Here is a 25,470-nt window from a genome sequence, read left to right as displayed (position 1 = left end):
CCCCTTTCAGCCCCGCGGTGACGCACGTGATCCTGTTTCCGGCCATCGATCTCAAGGAGGGGCGCTGCGTCCGCCTCGTGCAGGGCGACATGGCCCAGGCGATCGTGTTCAGCGACGATCCGGCCGCGCAGGCAGCGACCTTCGCGGCCCAGGGCTTCTCCTGGCTGCACGTGGTCGATCTCGACGGGGCCTTCGCGGGCGCGCCGATGAACGCCGCGGCGGTGGACGCCATCCTGGCGGCGGTCGCGATCCCGGTCCAGCTCGGCGGCGGCATCCGGGAGATGCGCACGGTCGAGGGCTGGCTCGGCAAGGGCGTGAGCCGCGTCATCATCGGCACCGCGGCGGTGCGCGACCCGGCCTTCGTGCGCGAGGCGGCGCGCCGCTTCCCGGGGAAGATCGCGGTCGGCATCGACGCGAAGGACGGCAAGGTCGCAGTCGAGGGCTGGGCCAAGACCTCGACGGTCACCGCCGACGAGCTCGGCCGCCGCTTCGAGGATGCGGGCGTCGCCGCCATCATCTACACGGACATCGCGCGCGACGGGGTGCTCAAGGGGCTCAACATCCCGATGACGCTGGCGCTCGCGCAGGCCGTGAGCATCCCGGTCATCGCCTCGGGCGGGCTCGCCTCGATCGCCGACATCCACCGGCTGCTGGAGCCCGATTGCGCCCTGCTCGCCGGCGCGATCACCGGGCGGGCCCTCTACGACGGCCGCATCGACCCGCGCGAGGCGCTCGCCGCCATCCGGCGGGCCGAGCAGGCGCGCGGGGCCGGGGCGTGATAGCCTTGAACGGGGGGCCGCCGGGCCCCTCCTCACGCGGGATCGCGGGACGCCGCCTCCCCTGGATCGAGTGACGAGAGCGTGCTCAAGACCCGCGTCATCCCCTGCCTCGACGTCAAGGACGGCCGCGTCGTCAAGGGCGTCCAGTTCCTCGCGCTGCGCGACGCCGGCGACCCGGTCGAGGCCGCCAAGGCCTACGACGCGGCGGGCGCCGACGAGCTCTGCTTCCTCGACATCACGGCGAGCCACGAGGCGCGCGGCATCCTCCTCGACGTCGTGCAGCGCACGGCGGAGGCCTGCTTCATGCCGCTCACGGTCGGGGGCGGGGTGCGCAGCGTGGAGGACATCCGCGCGCTGCTGCTCGCGGGCGCCGACAAGGTCTCGATCAACACCGCGGCGGTGAACAACCCCGACTTCGTGGCGGAGGCGGCGGAGAAGTTCGGCAACCAGTGCATCGTGGTGGCGATCGACGCCAAGCGCGTCTCCGGCCCCGGCGAGGCGCCGCGCTGGGAGATCTTCACGCATGGCGGGCGGCGCGCCACCGGCCTCGACGCGATCACCTTCGCCCGCACCGTGACGGCGCGGGGCGCGGGGGAGCTCCTCGTCACCTCGATGGACCGGGACGGGATGCGCTCCGGCTACGATCTCGGCCTGACCCGGGCCATCGCCGACGCGGTGAGCGTGCCGGTGATCGCCTCGGGGGGCGTCGGCGGGCTCGACGACCTCGTGGCCGGGGTGGCGGAGGGCCATGCCAGCGCGGTGCTGGCGGCCTCGATCTTCCATTTCGGCGAGGCGACGGTGGCGCAGGCCAAGGCCCACATGGCGGCGGCGGGGCTGGCGATGCGGCTCGACCCTTAAGGCGGAGATGCGCGGGGCAATGCCGCCGAGGGTCTCGGTCCGGCATCGTCCCCGGCGCCGGGCCGGCGAGGATCGCGGCGCACGAGGCCGGGGCGGGAGCGCGGTGAGGGGGATTTCGAGCGGCCGCGCTTGACCAGCGATCAGCCAGGACACAAGGCTCAATCGCCTGGCCGGTTCCGGCCGGGCCCCGACGCGACGGACCCGATGACCGCCTTCAGCCTCGCCGACCTCGACAGGATCGTCCGCAGCCGCGCCGCGGCCTCTCCGGACCAGTCCTACACGGCCAAGCTCGTCGCGGCCGGGCCGGCGAAACCGGCCAAAAAGCTCGGCGAGGAGGCAGTCGAGGCCGCGATCGCGGCCGTGCAGGGGGACCGCGCCGGACTCGTGTCGGAAGCCGCCGACGTGCTCTATCATCTGCTGGTGGTGCTCGTCGGGAGCGGCGTCGCGCTGGAGGACGTGATGGCGGAGCTGGAGCGGCGCACGGCCCAGGGCGGGCTCGCCGAGAAGGCGTCGCGGGGGCGGCCGTGAACGAGCGGGCGGCGGCCCCGAGCGCCCCGCAGGCGCAGCTCGCCGCGCGCCTCGACGAGGCCACCGACCACCTCTCGCCCTACCGGGTCTTCTCGCGGGACGAGTGGGCGCGGCTGCGCGCCGACACGCCGCTGACCCTCACGGCCGAGGAGGTGCTGCGGCTGCAATCCCTCAACGATCCCATCTCCCTCGAGGAGGTGATCGCCATCTACCTGCCGCTCTCGCGGCTGCTCTCCCTCTACGTCGCGGCGACGCAGGGGCTGTTCAAGGCGACGCAGCGCTTCCTCCTCGCCGAGCGCGAGGTGAAGGTGCCCTACATCATCGGCGTCGCCGGCTCGGTGGCGGTCGGCAAGTCGACCACGGCCCGGGTGCTGAAGGCGCTGCTGGCGCGCTGGCCGAACACCCCGAAGGTCGACCTCGTCACCACGGACGGGTTCCTGCTCCCGAACGCGGAACTCGCCCGGCTCGGCCTGATGGAGCGCAAGGGGTTCCCGGAGAGCTACGACACGCCGACGCTGCTGCGCTTCCTCGCCGACATCAAGGCCGGCAAGCGCCACGTGGCGGCGCCGCTCTACTCCCACCTCGTCTACGACGTGGTGCCGGGCGAGAGCACGGTGGTGGACCGGCCGGACATCCTGATCGTCGAGGGGCTCAACGTGCTGCAGCCGGCGCGGCTGCCGCGCGACGGCACCGCGATCCCCTTCGTGTCGGACTATTTCGACTTCTCGGTCTACCTGGACGCGCACGAGGACGACCTGCACCGCTGGTACGTCAACCGCTTCCTGCGCCTGCGCCACACCGCCTTCCGCGACCCGCTCTCCTACTTCCGCAAATACGCCGAGGTGAGCGAGGAGGAGGCGATCGCCATCGCGGACGGGCTGTGGTCGCGCATCAATCTGCCGAACCTGCGCGACAACATCGTGCCGACCCGCCAGCGGGCGAGCCTGATCCTCGCCAAGGGCGCGAGCCACCGCATCGAGAGCGTGGCCCTGCGGCGGCTCTGAGCATCCTTCGCCGAAGGGACCCGCTCGGCGGCAGGAACCACGCGGGAGCAGGGATCCGGGCAGCATCGCGCGACGCAGGTCCGCTCGAGGCGGCAGGCCGCGCCGCGATCCGTTCGCCGGCCTGGCACCCGGTTGCAGCGCTCACGCCGTTTCGATCATCGCTTGCAAGCACCGGACGACCCATAACCTAGCGTCCTGGCCTAGTCCCTCGCGCTGAAGTGCGGTATCGGCCCGCCGCTCCACTGGGGCATGAGCGGCCCGTAACCGCTCGTTAACCGAATGGCCCGTAGGTGAGCGGGTGACGTCATCGCCGGAGCCGCGCCCGACCCATGCAGCAGCCCCCCATCCGCGACGAGGACGACCCGCGGGTGGCCGGTGGTGACACGGGCGAGGACCGCCTCGTCGCCGATCTCGGACGGCTGGCGACGCTCGCGCGCACCAGCCTGCGCGTCCCGGTCGCGATCCTGACCCGGCCCGCGGCGCCGCCCGTGGTCGCGGCGGGATGCGATCCCGCGGGGATCGCCCCCGCGGCGGGACGCGATCCCGCGGCGGAATGCGAGCCGGGCGAGGCGGGCGCGCTCGCGGAGGCGCTCGCCGGGTGGGTCGCGCGGGCAGGCGACCTCCTCGTCGTGCCGGACCTGCGCGCGGCGGCGCCCGCGGAGGAGGCCCGCCGGGCGGCGGGCTGGCGCTTCTATGCCGGCAGCCCGGTCGCCGGGCCGGAGGGCCCGGCCGTGCTGGCCCTGCTCGGGCGCCGGCCGCGCCGGCTGAGCCCGGCCGAGGGCGACCAGCTCCGGGCCCTGGCGGCCCTCGCCGAAGGGGTGCTCGCGCGGCACGCCGAGGCCCGCCGCGCCGCGCGCGAGCGCGATGCCGCTGCGGCGGCGCTGCGCCGGCTCGGCGCCGAGATGGCGGAGCGGCAGAGCCTGTTCGACCGCGCCTGTCACTCCGCCAAGATCGGCGTCTGGTCCTGCGACCTCGCCACCGGGGCTTTGTCCTGGACCGACACGGTCTACGACCTGTTCGAGTTGCCGCGCGGCAGCCCGATCCTCCGGGAGGAGATCGCCCGGCTCTACGCCCCGGACTCCTTCGCCGCCATGGAAGCCGCGCGGGCGCGGGCGATCCGCGAGCGCGGCACCTTCGTGCTCGACGCCGAGATCGTGACCGCCCGCGGCAACCGACGCTGGATGCGCCTTACCGGCAATGTCGAGTGCGACGGCGTCCGGCCGCTGCGCCTCTTCGGGACCAAGCAGGACATCACGGCCGAGCACACGCTCTGGGAGCGGACGCGCTTCCTCGCCGAGACCGACGTGCTGACCGGGCTCGCCAATCGCAGCGTGTTCCAGGCGCGGCTCTCGGCCCTGGACGGGCCGCAGGCGCGGGAGCGGGGGCCCGGCGCCCTGCTGCTCGTCGATCTCGACGGGTTCAAGCCGGTCAACGACACGTTCGGCCACGCGGCCGGGGATGCCTGCCTGGTCGAGGTCGCGGCGCGGCTGCGCGCCCTCTGCCGCGAGGCCGACCTCGTGGCGCGGATCGGCGGCGACGAGTTCGCCATCCTGATCGGCCCCTCGGGCGGGCCGGCGGCGGCCGAGCGGGTCGCCGCGCGGGTGCTGCGGGCGCTCGCCGCGCCGATGGCGCCGGGCGGGCAGGTGTTCCAGCTCGGCGCCTCGGTCGGGATCGCGCTCGCGGATGGCTGCGGCAGCGCCGACCTGTTCATCCGCGCCGACCTCGCCCTCTACGCCGCCAAGGCCGCGGGCAAGAACACCTTCCGGTGCTTCACCCCCGACCTGCGCAGCTCGGGCGAGAAGCAGGCCGCCGCCGCCGCGGAGGCCGCCGCCGCCCTCGGCGCGGAGCGGATCGAGATCCGCTTCCAGCCGCGGCTGCGCCTCGCGGATGGCGGCCTCGTCGGCTTCGAGGCCGTCCCCAGGCTCGCGGGACCGAGCGGGCAGGATCCCCTCGCGGCCGCGGCCTCGGAGCCCGCCGTGACGGCCCGGATCGCCGCCTGGATCATGGAGCGCAGCCTCCGGCAGGCCGGGCACTGGACGGCGGCGCGCCTCGCCGGCCGGCGCTTGGCGCTGCGGGCCTGCGCGCCGCAGCTGCGCGAGCCGGGCTTCGCGGAGGATCTCGCGGCGCGCATCCAGCGCCACGGCCTCGCCCCGGAGATGATCGAGGTCGAGGTGACCGAGGCCCTGTTCGTCCAGCCCGATCCCGGGCCGATGCGGGCCGCCCTGGCGCAGCTGCGCGCGCGGCGCGTCCGCATCGTCCTCGACGCCTCGGCGAGCATCGCGGGCGTGCTCGGCCGCCTGCGCAGCGACCCGGTCGACGCGGTGAAGCTCGACCGCGCGCTGGTGGGCCGCTTCCTGGCCTCGCCCCTCGACCGGGCCGTGCTCGACGCGATCCTGCGCTTCTGCGCCGGCCTCGCGATCGAGGTCATCGCGGACGGCATCGAGACCGAGGCCCAGCACGAGGGCCTGCTCGCCCTCGGCTGCCCGGTCGGGCAGGGGCCGCGCTTCGCCGCGCCGCTGGCGCCCGAGGCCGCGGAGGCGTGGCTCGCCCCGGACACGCGCAGCCACCGGGTCGCGTGAGCCGCCGGGGGTCCCGGCGCCTCGTCGCCGGTGGCCCGTCGCGCGGCGAGGGGCCGGCTTGTCATCCGCCATCCGGTTGATGGCTTCGCCATCTCCCATTTCGGCCATGCGGATGTCGGCGTCGCTCAGGCGCCGCGCAGGCTTGGGATCCGGGATCCGCTTCGATCAAGCGGATCCCGGATCAGACGCTGTCCGGACGTGATCGTCCGGACAGCGTCTGATCGGCCAGGCTCTCCCCTGGAGCGGACATCAGCTCATCGCGGCGTCGGGCGTCGACGCCCAGTTTCGCTGCAGTGCGGATTTGAGCGCCGCGTCGATAGGCTTCTCGATGAGGCGCCAGACGACAATGCTGCCGCAAATCACCGTGAGCACGGCGACGGTGTACAGGATCGGGATGTGCCCGGATCCGACCTGAGGACCTAACCTCCGCCACACCTGCACGACTGCTGCAAGAACGAACATGTGGGAGAGATACATTGTATAGGACACGTCGCCCATGAGTTTGAGAAAATTGAACGACCTCCAAGAGATGCATGCGGCAGCGAATACCAGGGCTGCGGCGACGAGGCCAAAGCGCAGGACGCGGTAGGCCGGATCCACGATGGGCAGGGAGATGATGAGCGCGCACGCCAGAACGAACACCGCGCACGCGACGGGCTGGCTCCGAATCGTCCAGCGCCGCCAGACCGACGCGGCGATCATTCCGAAGCAGAACTCGAGGACGATCGGGTCCGTATAGAACCCCAGCGGCCCCGGCGCATCGTTCAGGATACCCACCAGCGCCAGTGCCCCAAGTGCCGCGACAACGATCGTCACCACGCGGCCCTGCCGCCGAGCACCGCAAGCAATCGCGACCGCGAATAAGGAGTAGAAAAACATTTCGTAGTTGAGTGTCCAACCCGTTGGCAAGAGAGGAAGGAATAAATTCGGCGCGACAGGGCTTGTCACCGGAAAGAAAAACAGAGATGCGAGAAGATGATCAAGATTCACAAACGACGATTTCACTGATTGTCCGAGATGCGGGACAAATACGATTATCGATACCATCGACAAAGTTGCAAGCCAGTACAGCGGAACAATTCTAATTATTCTACGAACGAAGAACTCGCGCCCGGTCAGCGCCGAGCCGCCATTTGTTGAGTGATACATCACAAATCCGCTGATCACGAAGAAGACGTCAACGCCGGCCTGCAAGCTCTCCAGCGCTTTATATCCCTCGTAGATATGAGCTAATTGAAGTTCGATATGAAAAAATACGACCGATAAAGCGGACATTCCTCTAAGGTACTGAATGCCAATAATTTCTTTCGGCATGAACACCCCCCACGCAGTTGATTTTTTTCTAAAGGCCGAGTTTGTCAGCAAAGACCGACTTGATGCCGCTGCACAGATCCGTCAAGCGGGAAGTGGGCCGGCACTTGGCTTGAGGGCGCGACGGGCGCCGGCGGCTTCCACGAGACGCGGGCACGCCGTCGTCCACTGCCCCGCACTGCCCTTCGAAGATCCCGCGTCACGGCGCGAAGGGTGCACGAAGCGAGCTGCCTCGCTTCCCGATGGCGTCGGAGGTCCCGAGATGGCCGACCCGCGTGAGCAACGGTCACTCGCCTCCACGGTCACCACGGCGGCTGACATCGGGATCGCGGCGATCGCCAGAGATCGCGCTGAACCCGGACCGGGTGTCGGCCGCAGTGACCCTGGGCATGCGCTTCCCACCCTCAGCAGCCCGTCACAGGGTCAAGGCGACCGGCCGCCTCGGGACCGGCGGCGCGCCGCGACGCGCTGCGACCGATCGGCCTGCGCCCATCGCGCCGCTGGTCTCGTCGCCTGGACCGGAACGGTGAGCCACTTGGTCGAGCATCGGGCGGACGAGAGCAACCAAGTGCAGCGCCGCGAGAGCGGACTTCGCTCAGATCGGAGCCCGAAGCCTGCTCCAGGTCTCTGATCTCAGCCCAGCTTCTACGCTGAACCGGCATCCCCTTCGGCGGGACATGCGCTAGAGCATTTTCCGACGAAGGGGATGCCGGTTCGTCGCGGACAATGCGGCAGGATCAAAGATCTAGGGCGGCACCCGATTGCAACGCGATCGGGTGCCGCCCTAGAGGTGCCGCAACCCGAAATCCTCCAGCAGCGGAAGCAGGTTGTCGCGCGCGCGGATGCGGTGCGCGCGGGCGTGCCGGTGCGCGCCGGCCGCGTCCGCCGCGCGAATGGCCGCGATGATGGAGCGGTGCTCGGCCACGGAGGCGTCGAGCTCCTGCCGGAGCCGGAGCGTCAGCATCCGCGCGCGATGGGACTGGTCGTTGACGGTCTGCATGATCCGGATCAGGCGCCCGTTGCCGGCCCGCTCGACGAGCGTCCGGTGGAAGCCCTCGTCCGCGGCGCCCCAGGCCGGGAGATCGCCGCAGGCTTGCGCCGCCGCCATCGCGTCCGTGTGGGCCGCGAGTTCGCCCGCGGCGCGCATCCGCTCGGCCTCCGGCAGGCGGGCCACCAGCTCGGCCGCCTGGCCTTCGAGGGCGATGATCACGTCGTAGATCTCGCGCATGTCCTCCGGCGCGACGGCGCAGATCAGGATGCCGCGGCGCGGCAGCACCCGCACCAGCCCGTCCTCCTGGAGGCGGATCGCGGCCTCGTGCACCGGGGTCCGGCTCATGCCGAGCCGCAGCGCGATCTCCTGCTCGGAGGCTTGGTAGCCGGGGGCGAATTCGGAATTCCGGATCGCCCGCTTCATGGCCGCGTACGCATCATCGACGAGCGAGGGACGCTTCTCGCCCTCCGCGTCCCGTGCCGCCCTCGACCGCGCCATCCCGCCCTCCCGTCACGCCCCGCCGACTTACCAGCTTCCGCGCAAGTTTCCCAGCTTCCATGCAAGTTGCAACGGAAGGGTTGACGCCCCTTCCCCGCGCTGCCATACGCCATGCGAGCTTGCATGGAAGCTGGCACGAAAGCTGGCGCGCGGTGCAGGCGCCCTCACGGAGGAAACGATGGACGCCTCGCTCGAGCAGGCCACCATGCGCAAGGTCGCGTGGCGCCTGGTCCCATTCATTTGCCTTCTCTACTTCATCGCCTTCATCGACCGCGTGAACATCGGCTTCGCCGCGCTGACGATGAACAAGGACCTTGGCTTCTCGTCGGCCGTTTTCGGCTTCGGGGCCGGCGTGTTCTTCCTCGGATACTTCCTGTTCGAGGTGCCCTCGAACATCATCCTCGAGCGGGTCGGCGCGCGGCTGTGGATCGCCCGCGTGATGATCACCTGGGGCATCACCTCCGCGGCTTTCGCCTTCATCAAGGGTGAGTGGAGCTTCTACGTCCTGCGGTTCCTGCTCGGGGTTGCGGAGGCGGGCTTCTTTCCCGGCATCATCCTCTACCTGAGCTACTGGTTCCCGGCGCGCTACCGGGCGGGGGTCGTCTCGCTGTTCATGGCCGCGGCCCCGCTCTCGGTGGTCCTGGGCTCGCCGATCTCCAGCGCGCTGCTCGAGATGGAGGGGATCATGGGCCTCCATGGCTGGCAGTGGATGTTCGTCCTGGAGGCGATCCCGGCCGTGCTGCTCGGCATCGCGGTGCTGTTCTACCTGACGGACCGGCCCGAGAAGGCGACGTGGCTCGCCGAGGAGCAGCGGGCGTGGCTGGTGGCCGAGATGAACGAGGAACACGCGCGCAAGGGGCCGACCGCCAAGCACGGCCTCGCGAGCGGCCTCGCCGATCCGCGCGTGCTGGCGCTGGCGCTCGTCTATTTCGGCACTTCGGCCGGCCTCTACACGCTCGGCATCTGGGCGCCGCAGATCATCAAGAGCTTCGGCCTGTCCACGATGACGGTCGGCCTGCTCAACGCCGTGCCGCCGACGGTCGCGGTGGCGGCGATGATCCTGTGGGCGCGCCATTCCGACAGGACGCGCGAGCGCACCTGGCACGTGGTCATCGCCTGCCTGGTCGCGGCCGCGGGCCTGATGCTCGCCGGCGGCGCCTCCTCGGTCGCGGCGGTGGTCGCCGCCCTCAGCCTGGTCAATATCGGCATCAGCGCGGCCAAGCCGCCGCTCTGGGCGATGCCGACGATGTTCCTGTCCGGCTCGGCCGCGGCGGTGGGCATCGCCACGATCAACTCGATCGGCAACCTCGGCGGCTTCGCGGGTCCCTGGGTGATCGGCTGGATCAAGGACCGGACGGGCAGCTTCACCGGCGGCCTGATCTTCGTGGCCGCGCTCCTCGTCCTCTCCGCGATCCTCACCCTCGTCGTCGCCCGCGCGGGGCGGCGCTCCGCGCCCGCGGGCGCCGTCGCGCGCTGAAACCTTCCCTCGCACTCACGGAGACCCGTCATGAAGACCTACACCATCGCCGCCATCCCCGCCGACGGCATCGGCGTCGAGGTCATCGCCGCCGGCATCGAGGTGCTGGAGGCGCTGGCCGAGAAGTCCGGCAGCTTCGAGTTCAGGTTCGACCACTTCGACTGGGGTTCGGACTACTACAAGAAGCACGGCGTGATGATGCCCGCGGACGGCCGCGAGCAGATCAGGAACCACGACGCGATCTTCTTCGGGGCGGTGGGCGCGCCGGACGTGCCCGACCACATCACCCTGTGGGGCCTGCGGCTCGCGATCTGCCAGCCCTTCGACCAGTACGCCAACGTGCGCCCGACCCGCATCCTGCCGGGCATCACCAGCCCGCTGCGCCACGTGAGCGGCCCGGAGCTCGACTGGGTGATCGTGCGCGAGAATTCCGAGGGCGAGTACGCGGGCGTCGGCGGGCGCGTGCACCAGGGCCACCCGGAGGAGGTCGCCACCGACGTCTCGATGATGACGCGCGCGGGCGTCGACCGCATCATCCGCTTCGCCTTCAGGCTGGCGCAGAGCCGTCCGCGCAAGCTCCTCACCGTGGTGACGAAGTCGAACGCGCAGCGCCACGCCATGGTGATGTGGGACGAGATCGCCGCCGAGGTGGCCAAGGACTTCCCGGACGTGACCTGGGACAAGATGCTGGTCGACGCTATGACCATGCGCATGGTGATGAAGCCGGCCACCCTCGACACGATCGTGGCGACGAACCTGCACGCCGACATCCTGTCGGACCTCGCCGCCGCGCTCGCCGGCTCGCTCGGCATCGCGCCGACCGCGAACATCAACCCGGAGCGCAAGTTCCCGTCGATGTTCGAGCCGATCCACGGCTCGGCCTTCGACATCACCGGCAAGGGCATCGCCAACCCGATCGCGACCTTCTGGACCGCCGTGCAGATGCTGGAGCACCTGGGCGAGCCGGCCGCGGCGGCGCGCCTGATGCGGGCGGTGGAGCGCGTGACCGCGGATCCGAACCTGCACACGCCCGACCTCGGCGGCAAGGCCACCACGCGCCAGGTCACCGACGCCGTGATCGCCGCCGTCCAGGGCGACAACGAGTGAGGTGAGCTCGCGGCCGCGCCCGGGGATCTCCCGGGGCGGCCGTTCGCGGCCGCCGCGGATCCGCGCGCGCCGGCGACCGGACGGTCCCGACGCCCCGACCCCGACCAACCTGAGCGATGTCCGCGCCGTCCTGATCGTCCCAAGCCCCAGCAGAGGCGGCCCGCACAGGGCCGAGAGCCCATGCGCCGTCACCGCCGTGCCAAGATCGTCGCCACCGTCGGCCCCGCGAGTTCCGCCCCGGACCGGCTGAAGGCACTGTTCCTCGCGGGCGTCGACACGTTCCGCCTCAACTTCAGCCACGGCCTGCAGGAGGACCACGCCAAGGTCCACGCCGCGATCCGCGCCCTGGAGCGGGAGGTCGGCCGCCCGATCGGCATCCTGCAGGACCTGCAGGGACCCAAGATCCGGATCGGCACGGTCAGGGACGGCCGGCTCGACCTCGCGGCGGGTGAGACCGTGCGCTTCGTGCTGGAGGGCGGCGAGGGCGACAAGCAGGCCATCCCGCTGCGCCACCCGGAGATCTTCGCCGCGGCCGCGCCGGGCCAGGACCTGCTCATCGACGACGGCCGGGTGCGGGTGCGCGTCGTCGGCCTCGGGTCCGACACGCTCACCGCGGAGGTGATCACCGGCGGAGCGATCTCCAACCGCAAGGGCGTGAACCTGCCGGGCACCCTGCTCGACCTCTCCCCGCTCACCGAGAAGGACCGGGCGGACCTCGCCTTCGGGCTCGACCTCGGCGTCGATTGGGTGGCTTTGTCCTTCGTGCAGAAGCCCTCGGACGTGGTGGAGGCGCGCGCCCTGATCGGGGACCGCGCCGGCATCATGGCGAAGATCGAGAAGCCGCAGGCGCTGGAGCGGATCGAGGACATCATCCGGCTGTCGGACGCCGTGATGGTCGCCCGCGGCGACCTGGGCGTCGAGATCCCGCACGAGGACGTGCCCGGGCGCCAGAAGGAGCTGATCCGGGCCTGCCGGCTCGCGGTCAAGCCCGTCGTCGTGGCGACCCAGATGCTCGACTCGATGGTGGCCGCCCCCGCTCCGACCCGGGCGGAGGCGTCGGACGTGGCGACCGCCATCTACGACGGCGCGGATGCGGTCATGCTCTCGGCCGAGTCGGCCACGGGCCGGTACCCGGTCGAGGCGGTCGGGATGATGGACCGCATCATCCGGAGCGTGGAAGGGCACAAGCTCTACCGCTCGATCGTCGCCGCCTCGGATCCGGGCGAGGAGGAGACGCCGCCCCACGCGGTCGCGACCGCCACGGCCACGCTCGCCGAGGCGGTCCACGCCCGGGTGATCGTGACCTACACGACGAGCGGGACGACCGCGGCGCGCGTCGCCCGCAAGCGGCCGGCCGTGCCGATCCTGGCGCTGACCCCGAACCTCGCGACGGCGCGGCGGCTCTGCCTGATGTGGGGCGCGCACAGCGTCCACACGGAGGACGTGGATTCCTACGAGGAGATGACGTCCAAGGCCGCGCGCGCCGCCGAGCAGGAAGACTTCGCCCGGCGCGCCGACCTCATCGTCGCGACGGCCGGCATTCCCTTCCACACGGCGGGCAACACCAACAACATCCGCGTCATCCAACTCTGACGCGCCTTCCGATCGGGCGGCCCGGTCGGAAGCGCCGAAGGCGCGCGCCGGGCCGGTCGCGTTCAGACCTCGCCGAGGTCGCGGGCGTGCCGGACCGCGAGGTGCGTGAGTTCGGTGTGCGACCCGAGGTCGAAGCGCCGGCGCAGGGCCGCGCAGGCATTGGTCACCGTCTTGTAGCTCACCGACAGGTCGGCGGCGATCGCCGCGCGGGTGCGCCCCTCGGCGAGCAGGGCGAGGATGCGCCGCTCGCGCGGGCTGAGCTGCTGCAGAGGGCTGCGGGCGGGATCCCGGCGCAGCAACGCCACCTCGGCGGCCAGGGAGGGGTCGAGGTAGGGCCGCCCGGCCCGGACCCGGTCGACGGCCCGGAGCAGTTCGGCGGCGGGCGCGTCCTTGAGCACGTAGCCGAGGGCGCCGCTCTCCAGCGCCTGCGCGATCACGGCCGGGTCGGCGTGCATGCTGAAGACGAGGCAGCGGGTGGGCAGGCGGCGCCCCGCCACGCGCCGCAGGAGCGCGAGGCCGGCGAGCGGCGCGCCCGCGAAGGCGAGGTCGACCAGCGCCACCGCGGGCCGGTGGCGCAGGACGGCGCGGTAGCCCTGCGCGAGGCAGGCGGCGACCCGCACCTCCGCGCCGCCATCCTCCAGCAGCCGGCGGCAGCCCTGCAGCACGATCGGGTGGTCGTCGATGACCAGGATGCCGCTCATGCGGGCAGCGTCTCCGGCGCGGGCGAGGTCTCCGGCTCGACCGGGATCGCGGCGAGGAGGAGCGTCCCGGCTCCCTCCGGGGCGGGGCCGAGAACGAGCGTGCCGCCCAGGGCCTCGACGCGCTCGCGCATGCCCGGCAGGCCGCGCCCGGCCCCGGGCGCCGCGGGCAGGCCGACCCCGTCATCCGCCACGCGGACCCGCAGGATCCCGTCCGCCTCGTCGGCCGCGGCGGTGACGCGCCGGCCCCGCGCGTGGCGCAGGGCGTTGGTGACGCCCTCCTGGACGCAGCGATAGACCGTGAGATCGACGAGGTCGCCGTAGCTGCGGCGCAGGCCGGGAAAGCGGCCCTCGATGCGGATGCCGGGATTGTGCCGCGCGAGGTCGCGCAGCAACAGGTCGAGGCAGGCCTCCAGCGGCGCCTGCCCGAGCCCGGCCGGCCGCAGGCGGCTCAGCAGCGCCCGGTTGATGACCTGGACCCGCTTGACGATGCCGGCGATGTCGTCGGTGCGCTGCTGCAGGCGGCCGCGGGCCGGCTCGTCGAGGGTCGCGGCGATCCGGGCGATCGAGGCGGAATTCGCCTCCAGGGCGAACAGGCAGGGACCGAACTCGTCGTGCAGTTCGAGGGCGGTGCGCCGGCGCTCGTCGTCCTGCGCGGTGAGCAATTCGCGGTTGAGCCGGCGGTTCGCCGCCCGGGCGCCCTCGAGCGCTTCGGCGAGCCGGTTGAAGCGGGCGGCGATCACGGCGAGTTCCGGCGTGTCGGGGCGGTCGAGGCGGGGGCTGTAATCGCGCTGCTCCAGGCGGGTGAGCCCCTCGGCGACCCGCTCCAGCGGTCGCAGCAGCCGCCCGAAAGCGACGAACAGGGTCGCCAGCATGGCGAGGCTGAGCGCCGCGCCGGTGAGGCCGAGCGCCACCGCGTAGCCCCAGACCTCGTCGATCTCGTCCGAGGGCTCGGTGGTGACGAGGGCGGTGCCGACCGGCTGCCCCCGCACCACGAGCGGCACCGCGTGGCGCAGGACCGGCGGCGCGATCAGGCGCGCGAACCAGCGCGGCGCCCTGCGCCGGCCCTCGGGCGTCGGCGGCGGGCCGTCCCCGACCACCGCGCCGCCGGCGTCGAGGAGGCGCACCCGCACGTGGCGCAGGGTCTCGAACCGGGCGGCCAGGACCCGGAACACGCCCGCCACGGGCAGGTCGGGCATCATCTGCAGGGTCTCGGCGACGAGCGGCTCGACCACCGCGATCGAGGCGGCGGTCTCGACCTGCGTCGCCGTGCGCGCCTTGAGGATGATCACCGCACCCGAGACCGCCGCCGCGACGAGGTTGATGACGACGACCACCCCCATCAGTCGGGCGCGCATCGGCCGACCGGACCACAGGGCCGGGACGCGCAGGCGCCGGGGCTGCGGCGGAAGGGTCGCCTCGGAGAGCATGCCGGATGATACGGTACGGCGCGGGGCGCGGCCAGGGGCGCTCCGACCCGGCCGGGCCGCCTCAGGCCACGCGCGCCGCCCTCACCAGGTCACGCGCATGCCGCCGTAGACCGAGAGCGGCTGCAGCAGGGTCGTGCTGCGCGGGTCGGTCAGCGCGTAGCGGTTCGCGAAGGCCGCGCTCGGCTCGATGAACGTCCCGAAATTCGCCACCCGCGTGTTGGTCAGGTTCGTCACCAGACCGAACAGCTGCACCTCCCGCGACACTTGATAGCTCGTCGTCAGGTTCACCAGCGCGTAGGGCGCCAGCTTCCGGTTCAGGTTCGACTCGTCGCCCCGGAAAAACGACGACGAGAACGCCGCCACGTTCATCCCGAGCCGCCATTCCGGCGTCACCGCGACCTCGAACCCCGCCTTGATCTGGTGCTCGGGCACCAGCGGAACCTTGTTGCCCGGACGCACCCGGATCAGCCCGTCCCCGCTCGCCAGGGGGTTGTTGGGCGACGACAACTCGCCCTGGAACTGGAAGGTCGCGTCGATCAGCGCGTAGTTGGCGTAGAGGCTCACCCGCTCCGCCGCGTACTCCGCCGCCACCTCCACACCCTGGCGCCGGGTCGCCGGCACGTTCACGTAGTAGCCCCGGGCCGCGTTGCCCGGCACCGCCACCTGCAGGATGTCGTGGGTCAGGTCGGTGCGGAACAGGCCGAGCTTGTAGCTCAGCAGCCCGCCCTCGTAGAAGTCCGGCACCGCGCCGCGCAGGCCCGCCTCGTAGGTCTGGGCCTCGACCTGCTTGAGCGGCGGGTCGGCGACCAGCGAGTTGGGCAGCAGGCAGGGCCGGTTCGGGTTGGCGCAGGCGAGTTCGAGCGGGGTCGGAGCGCGGTTGGACTCGGAGTAGCCGCCGTAGAGGCTGAGCCAGGGCGCGACCCTGTAGGTCAGGCCGGCGACCGGGTTGACGCGGGTGTAGTAGTGGGTGCCGGTGACGTCGGGCGAGAAGCCGGTCAGGTCCCGGGTCGCGATGCGGGCGAAGTTCAGGCGGGCGCCGGCGGTGAGCGAGAGCTGCTCGGTGAGGTCGAAAGTGTCGAGGGCGTAGAGGCCCATGTAGAGGTTGGAGCCGATCACGCTGCTGGGAGCGATGCCGAGGGCGGCGGCGGTGCGCAGGGGCCCGGTACCGAGGCCCGGGACGAGCCCGTAGGTGGGGTTGAGCGGGTTGGTGGTGACGCTCAGATCCGGGTTGATGAGGCCGAGCAGGCTGGCGGACTTGAAGCTGTAATCGGCGACGTCGATGCTGCCGCCGAGGATGAAGGTGTTGCCGTGATCGAGGAGGCGGTCGCGGTTGGTGGCCTGGAGCGAGCCGCCCCAGCCGGTCGCCTCGGTCTTGACCGTGTCGAGGGTGGCGTAGGGAATGCCCGCCCGGAACGGGATCGGCGCGTTGCCCGCGCCGAGCAGCAGGAACTGGTTGCGGAACTGGGCCTGGGTCTGGCCGGGCGCGGCGGTGAACCCGTCGTCCTGGTAGCAGAGGAAGCCGCGGAAGTTGGAGCGGGTGCTGCAATTCTCGAAGTTGCCGTCGTTGCCGTCCACGTAGCGCTGGCTGAAGCGGCGCAGGTAGGCGTTGCCCGCCAGGTCCCAGCCCGGCGTCAGGCTGACCCGCCCGGTGACCTGGATCTGCCCGACCTCGGTGTCGGTGATCTGCGGGTTGGTGAAGATCGCCCGCTCGTCCGCGTGGCTCAGGTCGACCGGGGTCGCCGAGGCGGCCCCGTAGCGGGTCTTGGCGCCCGAGGCGATGAGGTGGAACTCGGAATCGAGGCTGCGGTGGCCGAGATCGGCGTAGACCCGGCCGATCTCGGAGGGCGACCTGTAGCGCCAGCCGTCGTCCTTGAGCCCCTCGCCCGCGAAGTAGAAGCTCCACGGCCCGACCACCTCGCCGTACTGCAGGGTGCCCAGGATGCGCCCGTCCGAGCCGCCCGCCACCGAGACCTCGCGGCCCTGCCAGGTGAAGCCGTTCTTCATCTCGACGTTGACCGCCCCGCCCAGCGCGTTGAGGCCGAAGATCGGGTTGCCGGTGACGATGTCGATGCGGTTGATGGCGACGGAGGGGATCAGGTCCCAGTTGACGACGTCGCCGAAGGCCTCGTTGATGCGGGTGCCGTTCTGGTAGACGGCGAGGCCCTGGGGAGCACCCTGGACCGGCGAGGCATCGAAGCCGCGATAGGTCACGGTCTGGCGGAAACCGTTGCCCTGGCCGTCGGAGAGGCTGACGCCCGGGGTGGTGCGGGCGAGCGTGAAGGTGGGATCGAGGGTGGCGCGGTCCTGCGCGATCTGGCGGGCCGAGACGGTCTCGACCGTGAAGGGGACCTTGGCGAGCGGCAGGGCGCCGCCGGCGGCGACGGGGGCGCCGCCCTCCGCGCGGCGCAGGCCGCCCGCGCCCGCGACCGGGGTGACCGGGACCACGTCGATCTGCTCGAGGGCGATCGTGTCACCCTGGGCGGCCGCCCGCCCGGCACCGCCGAGCGCGGCCGCCGGAACCAGGATCGTGGTGACCAGCAGCCCGCGACGCCACGCCATCGTTCCCTCCGCCCCACGGTCTCTCCCCGGCGCATCGCCGGGGGTGCCTCGGGGTCGGGATAACCAACTTGGCCGTTCCGCGGCAATCCCGACTGACGCCGGCTTGCACAACAGACGGGGATCAAGGCATGGTCGCCGGCAGGCCGGAACCGGCCGTGACTTTTGGGCCACGATCGAAATACCGGAGGCGGCGCGCCTCCGGGATAATGTGGCAATCGTTTTTGCTTGATCGTCCCGGTTTTGATCTTCGACTGGAGCGATCCCGCCCGATCGGCGCGGCGGCCGCCGTCAATCCCCGACGCCGAACAGGCGCTCCAGGAAGTTGCGGTCCTCGCGGCTCGGGCCGGGGCGCGGCTGGGGCGCGGGGCGGGGGGCGGCCTGCGGCTCGTTGAAGAGGCCGCCGATCAGCTCGCCGAGGCCGCCGGGCTCCGGCGCTGCCGAGGCCACCGCGGCGCCGCCGCGCCGCCAGCGCCCGGCCCCCGCCAGGGGGCCCGGCTTGTCGCCGCGCAGGGCCGCGACCATGAACCGGTTCCAGATCTCGACCGGCAGGTTGCCGCCGCTCACCCGCTTGGTCGGCTCGTTGTCGTCGTTGCCGAGCCAGACGCCGGCGACCAGGCTCGTCGAGTAGCCGACGAACCACGCGTCGCGGAAATCCTGGCTGGTGCCGGTCTTGCCGGCGAGGTCGAGGCCCGGGATGTCGCCCTTCCGGGCGGTGCCGCTGACGAAGACCTCGTGCAGCATCGCGTTCATCATGCCGACCGCGTTCGGGTCGATCACGCGGCCGAGGCCGGTGGGGCTGCGCTTGTAGACGACCTTGCCATCCGCGCGCTTCACGCTGGCGATGACGTAGGGAATCACCCCGGTGCCGCCATTGGCGAAGGCCGCGTAGGCGCCGACCAGTTCGAGGGGCGTCACCTCGGAGGTGCCCAGCGCGATCGAGGCATTGGCCTGCAGGGGCGAGGTGATGCCGAGGCGCTGGGCCGTCTGCACCACCGCCTTGGGCCCGACTTCGAGGCCGAGCTTCACCGCCACCGTGTTGAGGGAATGGGCGAGCGCGTCGCGCAGGGTCACCGGCCCGGCGTAGCTGCGGGTGTAGTTCTCGGGGTTCCAGCCCTTGAGGGCGACGGGCGAATCCTCCCGCACCGTGTCGGGGGTGAGGCCGCGCTCCAGCGCCGCGAGGTAGACGAAGGGCTTGAAGGCCGAGCCGGGCTGCCGCTTGGCGGTGGTGGCCCGGTTGAACTGGCTCTGCGCGTAGTCGCGCCCGCCGACCAGGGCGCGGATCGCCCCGTCCGGCTTCATGGCCACCACGGCGCCCTGGGAGACGTTGTAGCGCCCGCCCTTCTGGTTGAGCTCGTCGACCAGGGCCTTCTCGGCCGCGGCCTGGAGCGCCGGATCGACGGTGGTCGAGACGGTGACGTCGCCCTCGATCGTGCCGACGTAGTCGTCGAGCACGTCCATCACGAGGTCCGCGACGTAGTTGGCCGAGCCGCCGCCGGCCGCCCGGCTCGGCTTGGCCGGCCGGTCGAGGGCGAGCTTCACCTCGGCCGGCTTGGCGAAGCCGAGCTCCTGCATGGCGGCCAGCACCTGGGCGGCCCGCGCCTGGGCGGCCGGCAGGTTGCGGTTGGGGGCGAGCCGCGAGGGCGCCTGCACGAGGCCGCCGAGCATGGCGGCCTCGGCCAGGGTCACGTCCTTGGCCGGCTTGGCGAAGTAGCGCTGGGCCGCCGCCTCCACCCCGTAGGCGCCGGCGCCGAAATAGACGCGGTTGAGGTAGAGTTCGAGGATCTCGTCCTTGCTGTAGGTGTGCTCCAGCCACAGGGCCAGGATCGCCTCCTGGATCTTGCGCGAGGCGGTGCGCTCCTGGGTAAGGAAGAGGTTCTTGGCGAGCTGCTGGGTCAGGGTCGAGCCGCCCTGCGCCACGCCGCGCGAGGTCAGGTTGCGCATGAGCGCCCGCAGGATCCCGACCGGGTCGATGCCCATGTGGCCGTAGAAGCGCCGGTCCTCGATCGCCACGAAGGCGCGCGGCAGGTAGGGCGGCAATTCCCGGATGGTGACCGTGCGACCGCCCGTCTCGCCCCGGTTGGCGAGGAGCGAACCGTCGGACGCCAGGATGGCGATGTTCGGCGGCCGCTTGGGCACCGCGAGCTGGTCGATCGGCGGCAGCTGCGAGGCGTGGTAGGCGACGATCCCGGCGAGCCCCACCACGCCCCAGACCCCGAGGATCACGAGGCCGTAGACGAGGCGACCGAGGAGGGTGCGCCGCCGCGGCGCGGGGCCGCGCGCGGGCGCCTTGCGGCTTCGTCCGGTTCTCGATCGTGCCACGCTCGCTCCCGCCCGGTCGCTGCGCGTCAGGCGCAGGTCGAGGTCCGCCGGATCCGGGCGCCCTCCGGGCGCGTCGAAGGTCGGCTCGACCCGGCCGCCGCGTCCCTTCGCCATCTGCTCCTGCCCTCGCGATCCCGGACGACCTGTCCCGATCCGGCCTCCAAAGCCGCGGCCCGGAGGCCCGCGCCGTGAGCGGAATCGGTCGTACGGGTCCTGAAGAGACCCTAAATGAGGCGGGTTTAAGGGCCGTTACTCGATTTTTCCTCTTTGTTATTCAGTGCCTTATGCGAAATCCCGGGGGGCGCGACCCCATCGCCCGGAACGTCGCCGCGCGATCCCACGTTGCGCCACGCCCCGCGCAACGGAGGGAGATGGGATGCTGCGTCTGCTGGTGGTGGACGGGAACGAGCGCGCCGGTCGCGAGCGGCACGTGGCGCGCTGCGGCAAGACCTCGGCCGAGACCTACGCGGGGGTGCTGCGCGCGCTCGCGGCCGACGTCGCCTGCGACCGCGTCGCCCCGGCGGATGCGGACGGGGACCTGCCCGTCGCGGTGGAGGCCTATGACGGGGTCGTGTTCACCGGCTCGACGCTCCACGTCGCCGAGGGCGGTCCGGCGGTGCGCCGGCAGATCGAGCTGATGCGCGCGGCGCTGGAGGCGGGGGTGCCGGTCTTCGGCTCCTGCTGGGGCGTCCAGGTGGCGGCCGCCGTGGCGGGCGGGGAGGCGGGCCGCAACCCGCGCGGGCCGGAATACGGCTTCGCCCGCAACATCGCGCCGACCGCGGCGGGGCGGGAGCACCCGCTCCTCGCCGGGCGCCCCGCCGCCTACGACGCGCCCGCGATCCACGACGACGCGGTGCTGACCCCCCCGCCCGGCAGCACCGTGCTCGCCGGCAACGGCCGGCTCGACGTCCAGGCGATCGAGGTCCCGTACGGGCCGGGATTGTTCTGGGGCACCCAGTACCACCCGGAACTCGACCTCGACGAGGTCGCGGCCATGCTCTGCCTGTCGGCGGGCGGCGTCGTGGCGGCCGGGCTCTGCCGGGGGGAGGGGGACGTCGCCGCGCAGGCCGAGGCCCTGCGCGCCCTCCACGCCGATCCGCGCGGGCGGCCCGACCTCGCGTGGCGGCTCGGCCTCGGCGAGGAGGTGACCGCGCCCGAGCGCCGCCGCCGGGAGATCCGCAACTTCCTCGACGGGCTGGTGCGGCCCCGGCGCGTCGCGCGGGGCCGTTAAGGACTCCGGCGGCTCGCCTCTGCTATAAGGGCTTCCCACCCCGCCCCGGATCCCACGCGTGCGCTACCCGCCCCACCTCCTGGAAGAGATCCGCGCCCGTCTGCCCGCCTCCGACGTGGTCGGCCGCAAGGTGCGGCTGAAGAAGGCGGGTCGGGAATGGCGCGGGCTGTCGCCCTTCAACGCGGAGAAGACCCCGTCCTTCTACGTGAACGACCAGAAGCAGTTCTTTCACTGCTTCTCGTCGGGCAAGCACGGCGACATCTTCACGTTCCTGCAGGAGACCGAGGGCCTGTCCTTTCCGGAGGCGGTGGAGCGGCTCGCGGCCGAGGCCGGCGTCGCGCTGCCGGCGCCGAGCCGCGAGAGCCGCGACAGCGAGGAGCGCCGCCGCGGCGGCCTCGAGGTGATGGAGCTCGCCGCCGCCTTCTTCGAGGCGCAGCTCGCCGGCCGCGGCGGCGCCCGGGCGCGCGACTACCTCGCCCGGCGGGGCCTGAGCGACGCGGTGCAGCGGGAGTTCCGCCTCGGCTACGCGCCGGCGGAGCGCTACGCCCTGCGCGACCACCTCGCGGCCCGCGACGTGCCGGCCGAGCTGATGATCGAACTCGGCCTGATCAAGGGGGGCGAGGACGTCGCGGTCCCGTACGACCATTTCCGGGACCGGATCATCTTCCCGATCCGCGACCTGCGCGGGCGGGTGATCGCCTTCGGCGGCCGGGCGCTGGCGCCGGAGGCCAAGCCCAAATACCTCAACTCCCCGGAGACGCCGCTCTTCCACAAGGGCACGGTCCTGTACAACCACCACGCGGCGCGCCGCGCCGCCCACGACACGGGCCGGGTCATCGCCGTCGAGGGCTACGTCGACGTGATCGCCATGACGATGGGCGGCCACCCGGAGACGGTGGCCCCGCTCGGCACCGCCCTCACCGAGGACCAGCTCGGCCTGATGTGGCGCATGGCCGACGAGCCGATCCTGTGCTTCGACGGGGACGGGGCGGGACGGCGCGCCGCCTACCGGGCCCTCGACGTGGCGCTGCCGGGCCTCGCCCCCGGCAAGTCCCTGCGCTTCGCGCTGCTGCCGGAGGGCCAGGACCCGGACGACCTGCTGCGCGCGGGTGGCGCCGTGGCCCTCGACCGGGTGCTGGAGGGCGCCCGCCCCCTCGTCGAGGTGCTGTGGTCGCGCGAGACCGAGATGGCGCCGGTCGACACGCCCGAGCGCCGGGCCGGCCTCGCCCAGCGCCTGCGCGAGCTCGTCGGGCAGATCCGCGACGAGACCCTGCGGCGCTACTACCGCGACGAGATCGAGGCGCGGCTGCGCGCGTTCGGCCCGGCGCCGGCGGGAGGCGGGCGGCGCGACGCCGCCCCGGCCTTCGCCCGCCGGGGGCGGGGCCAGCCCGAGCGGCCCGCCTCGCCCCGGCTGACCGCGCGGGCGAGCCCGCTCCTCGCCCGCTCGTCGCTCTTCGCAGGGGGGACGTCGTCCCGGGAGGCGCTGATCATCGGAGTGCTGGTCGTGCATCCGGAGCTGCTCGCCGGGGAGGCGGAGGACCTCGCCGCCCTCGACCTCGCGAGCGCGGATGCCCGCGACCTGCGCCAGGCCCTGCTCGACCACGCGGCGGAGGGCGGGCCCGGCGACGCGGCCGCGCTCAACACCCGGCTGGAGCGGGCGGGGCTCGCGGCGGCGGCCGGGCGAATCGCCGCGCATGTGCGCCCCGGCGACCGCTGGGCGCTCGACCCGCACGCCGACCCGGTGCGTCTGGAGGACGCGCTTCGGCAGGCCGTGATCTTGCACCGCAGGGCCGGGTCTCTACATAGCGAGCTTCGGGCGGCCGAGCGCGCGCTCGCCGAGGAGGAGACGGAGGCGAACTTCGCGTGGCTTCGCGATGTCAAGGAGCGGCTGGCCGTGGTCGCCGCCGCGGAGGCGGACGTGGCGGAGGTCGCGGCCCTCTGACGCGCGAGGAGTGACTTCGGACCCCGAACCAGGATAGTTAGCAATAAGTCAAGCGTCTCGCTTGCACAATTCGGACGGGATCGAAGGGCGGCAGGGCCGGTGGCTCCGCTGCCCATCTGTACATCACGGTGTCGTCGAGGCGGGCCCCGCCCCGCCGGGGCGGGCCGGCACCGGAACCATAGGCTGATCATGGCGACGAAGGCAACGGAACGAGAAGAGACCGAAGCGGCTCCCGAGCAGCAGACCGACGGACCGCTCCTCGACCTGACGGATGCCTCCGTCAAGCGGATGATCAAGCTGGCCAAGAAGCGCGGCTACGTCACCTACGACGAGCTGAACGAGGTGCTGCCTCAGGAGGAGTTCACCTCCGAGCAGATCGAGGACGTGCTCGGCCAGCTGTCGGAACTCGGCGTGAACGTCGTCGAGGCCGAGGAGGCGGACGACAACCAGGCCGAGGGGGCCGCGGCCGAGGGCGGCGGCGACGACGAGGAGGCCAGCGAGGGGACCGAGGTCGCCGAGGTCGCGCCGAACCGGCCGGCCGTGCTGCGCACCGAGACCACCAAGGAGCCCACCGACCGCACGGACGACCCCGTCCGCATGTACCTGCGCGAGATGGGCTCGGTGGAGCTCCTCTCCCGCGAGGGCGAGATCGCCATCGCCAAGCGCATCGAGGCCGGGCGCGAGGCGATGATCGCGGGCCTGTGCGAGAGCCCGCTGACCTTCCAGGCGATCATCATCTGGCGCGACGAACTCGTCGACGGCCGGGTGCTGCTGCGCGACATCATCGACCTCGAAGCCACCTATGCGGGGCCGGACGGCCGCGCCGGCCCGGCCGAGGGCGAGGTGGAGGCCGAGGGCGACGGGCCGGAGGGCGAGGTTGCCGCGCCGGAGGGCGACGGCGACGAGGACGACCTCGAGAACAACGTCTCGCTCTCGGCCATGGAGGCCGAGCTGAAGCCGCGGGTGCTCGAGACCTTCGACGCGATCGCCGAGAATTACCGCAAGCTGCGCCAGGTGCAGGCCCAGCAGGCCGAGACGCGGCTGCAGGGGGCGGGGGCGAACGAGGGCCAGAGCCGGCAATACGCCGAGCTCAAGAGCCGCATCGTCGCGGACGTGAAGTCGCTCTCCCTCAACGCCAACCGGATCGAGGCGCTGGTCGAGCAGCTCTACGACATCAACAAGCGGCTGATCTCCCAGGAGGGCCGCCTGATGCGGCTCGCCGAGAGCCACGGCGTCGCCCGCGACGAGTTCCTGCGCCACTACCAGGGCCAGGAGCTCGATCCGCACTGGGTCGAGCGGGTGGGCAAGCTCGGCGGCAAGGGCTGGAAGAACTTCACCGAGCGCGGGCAGGACGGGATCAAGACCCTGCGCGAGCAGATCATGTCGCTCGCCTCCGAGACCGGCCTGGAGATCCAGGAATACCGCAAGATCGTCCACATGGTCCAGAAGGGCGAGCGCGAAGCCCGCCAGGCCAAGAAGGAGATGATCGAGGCGAATCTGCGGCTGGTGATCTCGATCGCCAAGAAGTACACGAACCGCGGCCTGCAGTTCCTGGACCTGATCCAGGAGGGCAATATCGGCCTGATGAAGGCGGTGGACAAGTTCGAGTACCGGCGCGGCTACAAGTTCTCGACCTACGCGACGTGGTGGATCCGGCAGGCGATCACGCGCTCGATCGCCGATCAGGCCCGCACGATCCGCATCCCGGTGCACATGATCGAGACGATCAACAAGATCGTGCGGACCTCGCGGCAGATGCTGCACGAGATCGGCCGCGAGCCGACGCCGGAGGAGCTCGCCGAGAAGCTGGCGATGCCGCTGGAGAAGGTGCGCAAGGTCCTCAAGATCGCCAAGGAGCCGATCTCCCTCGAGACGCCGATCGGCGACGAGGAGGATTCGCATCTCGGCGACTTCATCGAGGACAAGAACGTCGTGCTGCCGATCGACGCGGCGATCCAGTCGAACCTGCGCGAGACGACGACGCGGGTGCTGGCCTCGCTGACGCCGCGCGAGGAGCGCGTGCTGCGCATGCGCTTCGGCATCGGCATGAACACCGACCACACCCTGGAGGAGGTCGGCCAGCAATTCTCGGTGACCCGCGAGCGCATCCGCCAGATCGAGGCGAAGGCGCTGCGCAAGCTCAAGCACCCCAGCCGGTCGCGCAAGCTCAGGAGCTTCCTCGACAATTGAGCCCCGGCGGGCGGCCCTCGGGTCGCCCCGGGCGCGCCCTCGGCAGCTGAGAAGGACCCGTTCGTTCTCGCGGGAGCGGGCGTGCGACGGCGTGGTCTGGCAGTGCATCCCACACAGCCGTGGCGGCCCGCCGCTCGCCGCCGGCCGGCAGCGGGTCGTGCGCGTCCCGGTCCACCTGCGGGCAGGTGACGGCCGCGGCGCCGCCTTCCTTCGGCGGCCCCGTTCCGGACATGCGCCCATCCGGTCCGATCCGCGGCTTCCGAATGATCCGGGGGCGTGGGCACCGGAATCGCGCGCCGCGGCGCGGGGATGTCCGCTTCCGCCCGGACCGGCGCGGGAGCCGGTCGCGCGGCCCCGCGGCGTCGCAAGGGGAGGG

At 72.0% G+C, this 25,470-nt stretch carries 17 protein-coding genes; 11 read left to right on the top strand and 6 right to left on the bottom strand.

The genetic code is table 11. The annotated features are described in order from the left end of the window. The first annotated feature begins 17 nt into the window (after positions 1-17). From hisA to M446_RS32870, 5 genes are all read left to right on the top strand, one after another. A complete protein-coding gene (hisA, locus tag M446_RS32890; protein WP_012336410.1) occupies positions 18-779 on the top strand; it encodes a 1-(5-phosphoribosyl)-5-[(5-phosphoribosylamino)methylideneamino]imidazole-4-carboxamide isomerase in 762 nt (253 codons plus the stop codon). A gap of 81 nt (positions 780-860) precedes the next feature. Further along, positions 861-1,637: an imidazole glycerol phosphate synthase subunit HisF gene (gene hisF / locus M446_RS32885; protein WP_012336409.1), complete on the top strand. Its 777-nt coding sequence runs from the start codon at positions 861-863 to the stop codon at positions 1,635-1,637. A gap of 204 nt (positions 1,638-1,841) precedes the next feature. Then, on the top strand, positions 1,842-2,165 hold the full coding sequence (locus tag M446_RS32880; RefSeq protein WP_012336408.1) for a phosphoribosyl-ATP diphosphatase: 324 nt from the start codon (positions 1,842-1,844) through the stop codon (positions 2,163-2,165). Beyond that, a complete protein-coding gene (coaA, locus tag M446_RS32875) occupies positions 2,162-3,169 on the top strand; it encodes a type I pantothenate kinase (protein ID WP_012336407.1) in 1,008 nt (335 codons plus the stop codon). The genes M446_RS32880 and coaA overlap by 4 nt, the downstream gene beginning before the upstream one ends. 329 nt (positions 3,170-3,498) lie before the next feature. Next, positions 3,499-5,748, top strand: a complete 2,250-nt coding sequence (locus M446_RS32870; protein WP_012336406.1) for a putative bifunctional diguanylate cyclase/phosphodiesterase — start codon at positions 3,499-3,501, stop codon at positions 5,746-5,748. Between the two features lie 249 nt (positions 5,749-5,997). Here the strand turns inward: M446_RS32870 and M446_RS36220 are convergent, their stop codons facing one another. Continuing rightward, positions 5,998-7,062 carry an acyltransferase family protein gene (locus M446_RS36220; RefSeq protein WP_012336405.1) on the bottom strand — a complete coding sequence of 355 codons (1,065 nt, stop codon included), beginning with the start codon at positions 7,060-7,062 and terminating at the stop codon, positions 5,998-6,000. 781 nt (positions 7,063-7,843) lie between these two features. Beyond that, on the bottom strand, positions 7,844-8,548 hold the full coding sequence (locus tag M446_RS32860; RefSeq protein WP_012336404.1) for a GntR family transcriptional regulator: 705 nt from the start codon (positions 8,546-8,548) through the stop codon (positions 7,844-7,846). A 178-nt stretch (positions 8,549-8,726) separates the two neighbouring features. Between M446_RS32860 and M446_RS32855 the strand changes: the two genes are divergently transcribed. The 3 genes from M446_RS32855 (at position 8,727) to pyk (ending at position 12,725) form a co-directional block, all read left to right on the top strand. Then, entirely contained in the window at positions 8,727-10,025 is a 1,299-nt protein-coding gene (locus M446_RS32855) for an MFS transporter (RefSeq protein WP_012336403.1), read from the top strand. A 30-nt stretch (positions 10,026-10,055) separates the two neighbouring features. After that, on the top strand, positions 10,056-11,132 hold the full coding sequence (locus tag M446_RS32850; RefSeq protein WP_012336402.1) for a tartrate dehydrogenase: 1,077 nt from the start codon (positions 10,056-10,058) through the stop codon (positions 11,130-11,132). A gap of 180 nt (positions 11,133-11,312) precedes the next feature. Next, positions 11,313-12,725 carry a pyruvate kinase gene (gene pyk, locus M446_RS32845; protein ID WP_012336401.1) on the top strand — a complete coding sequence of 471 codons (1,413 nt, stop codon included), beginning with the start codon at positions 11,313-11,315 and terminating at the stop codon, positions 12,723-12,725. Positions 12,726-12,787: 62 nt separating this feature from the next. Here the strand turns inward: pyk and M446_RS32840 are convergent, their stop codons facing one another. The 4 genes from M446_RS32840 to M446_RS32825 form a co-directional block, all read right to left on the bottom strand. Further along, positions 12,788-13,426 carry a response regulator gene (locus M446_RS32840; RefSeq protein ID WP_012336400.1) on the bottom strand — a complete coding sequence of 213 codons (639 nt, stop codon included), beginning with the start codon at positions 13,424-13,426 and terminating at the stop codon, positions 12,788-12,790. Beyond that, a complete protein-coding gene (locus M446_RS32835) occupies positions 13,423-14,853 on the bottom strand; it encodes an ATP-binding protein (protein ID WP_012336399.1) in 1,431 nt (476 codons plus the stop codon). Before M446_RS32835 ends, M446_RS32840 begins: the two co-directional genes overlap by 4 nt. Positions 14,854-14,934: 81 nt before the next feature. After that, the gene (locus tag M446_RS32830) at positions 14,935-17,412 is read right to left on the bottom strand and encodes a TonB-dependent receptor (protein ID WP_012336398.1); all 2,478 of its coding nucleotides are present in this window, start codon (positions 17,410-17,412) and stop codon (positions 14,935-14,937) included. Between the two features lie 288 nt (positions 17,413-17,700). Then, the gene (locus M446_RS32825; RefSeq protein WP_012336397.1) at positions 17,701-19,845 is read right to left on the bottom strand and encodes a transglycosylase domain-containing protein; all 2,145 of its coding nucleotides are present in this window, start codon (positions 19,843-19,845) and stop codon (positions 17,701-17,703) included. A 262-nt stretch (positions 19,846-20,107) separates the two neighbouring features. On the opposite strand from M446_RS32825, the gene M446_RS32820 reads away from it, so the two are divergent. The 3 genes from M446_RS32820 (at position 20,108) to rpoD (ending at position 25,094) form a co-directional block, all read left to right on the top strand. Then, the gene (locus M446_RS32820) at positions 20,108-20,962 is read left to right on the top strand and encodes a type 1 glutamine amidotransferase (RefSeq protein ID WP_012336396.1); all 855 of its coding nucleotides are present in this window, start codon (positions 20,108-20,110) and stop codon (positions 20,960-20,962) included. Positions 20,963-21,020: 58 nt separating this feature from the next. Continuing rightward, a complete protein-coding gene (gene dnaG / locus M446_RS32815) occupies positions 21,021-22,904 on the top strand; it encodes a DNA primase (RefSeq protein WP_012336395.1) in 1,884 nt (627 codons plus the stop codon). Between the two features lie 189 nt (positions 22,905-23,093). Beyond that, positions 23,094-25,094 (top strand): RNA polymerase sigma factor RpoD, encoded by a 2,001-nt coding sequence (gene rpoD / locus M446_RS32810; protein WP_012336394.1) that lies wholly within the window; start codon positions 23,094-23,096, stop codon positions 25,092-25,094. Positions 25,095-25,470 lie beyond the last annotated feature (376 nt).

Origin of the sequence: Methylobacterium sp. 4-46, from assembly GCF_000019365.1 — a bacterium.
In the GTDB taxonomy this organism is placed as follows: Bacteria; Pseudomonadota; Alphaproteobacteria; order Rhizobiales; family Beijerinckiaceae; genus Methylobacterium.
Note: the sequence above shows the minus strand (reverse complement) of the source record. Positions and strands in the feature narration are given on the sequence as shown.

Coding starts and splice junctions, on each gene's coding strand:
- M446_RS32835 (WP_012336399.1), bottom strand. CDS start 14,853: ATGCTCTCCGAGGCGACCCTTCCGCCGCAGCCCCGGCGCCTGCGCGTC.
- M446_RS32825 (WP_012336397.1), bottom strand. CDS start 19,845: ATGGCGAAGGGACGCGGCGGCCGGGTCGAGCCGACCTTCGACGCGCCC.
- M446_RS32870 (WP_012336406.1), top strand. CDS start 3,499: ATGCAGCAGCCCCCCATCCGCGACGAGGACGACCCGCGGGTGGCCGGT.
- M446_RS32855 (WP_012336403.1), top strand. CDS start 8,727: ATGGACGCCTCGCTCGAGCAGGCCACCATGCGCAAGGTCGCGTGGCGC.
- M446_RS32880 (WP_012336408.1), top strand. CDS start 1,842: ATGACCGCCTTCAGCCTCGCCGACCTCGACAGGATCGTCCGCAGCCGC.
- pyk (WP_012336401.1), top strand. CDS start 11,313: ATGCGCCGTCACCGCCGTGCCAAGATCGTCGCCACCGTCGGCCCCGCG.
- M446_RS32820 (WP_012336396.1), top strand. CDS start 20,108: ATGCTGCGTCTGCTGGTGGTGGACGGGAACGAGCGCGCCGGTCGCGAG.
- M446_RS32850 (WP_012336402.1), top strand. CDS start 10,056: ATGAAGACCTACACCATCGCCGCCATCCCCGCCGACGGCATCGGCGTC.
- M446_RS32830 (WP_012336398.1), bottom strand. CDS start 17,412: ATGGCGTGGCGTCGCGGGCTGCTGGTCACCACGATCCTGGTTCCGGCG.
- rpoD (WP_012336394.1), top strand. CDS start 23,094: ATGGCGACGAAGGCAACGGAACGAGAAGAGACCGAAGCGGCTCCCGAG.
- M446_RS36220 (WP_012336405.1), bottom strand. CDS start 7,062: ATGCCGAAAGAAATTATTGGCATTCAGTACCTTAGAGGAATGTCCGCT.
- M446_RS32840 (WP_012336400.1), bottom strand. CDS start 13,426: ATGAGCGGCATCCTGGTCATCGACGACCACCCGATCGTGCTGCAGGGC.
- M446_RS32860 (WP_012336404.1), bottom strand. CDS start 8,548: ATGGCGCGGTCGAGGGCGGCACGGGACGCGGAGGGCGAGAAGCGTCCC.